This window comes from Salmonella sp. SAL4457 (genome assembly GCF_046548235.1).
GTDB lineage: Bacteria > Pseudomonadota > Gammaproteobacteria > Enterobacterales > Enterobacteriaceae > Salmonella > Salmonella enterica.
Genome location: NZ_JBGDZO010001132.1, coordinates 1 through 245 on the forward strand (window position 1 = coordinate 1; position 245 = coordinate 245).

Consider the following 245-nt stretch of genomic DNA (forward strand, 5'->3'; position numbering starts at 1 on the left):
TCTCGACCCAGGACAGCGACGGAGTCCTTTCCGAAATCAACGTCACCCCGCTGGTCGACGTGATGCTGGTGCTGCTGGTGGTGTTCATCGTCACCGCGCCGCTGCTGACCAACTCGATCCCGATCAACCTGCCGAAGACCGAATCGGTGGCCCCGCCGGAGCAGAAGGATCCCCTGGTGGTGAGCATCGATGGCGCCGGCAAGCTGTTCGTCAACAAGGACGAGATCCAGCCGGAGCTGCTGGAG

At 62.9% G+C, this 245-nt stretch carries 1 protein-coding gene; it reads left to right on the forward strand.

Annotated features, from left to right (window positions below):
- Positions 1-35: 35 nt before the first annotated feature.
- The coding region (locus tag ACLJNW_RS27720; RefSeq protein WP_410961791.1) for an ExbD/TolR family protein at positions 36-245 on the forward strand (210 nt) is incomplete at its 3' end.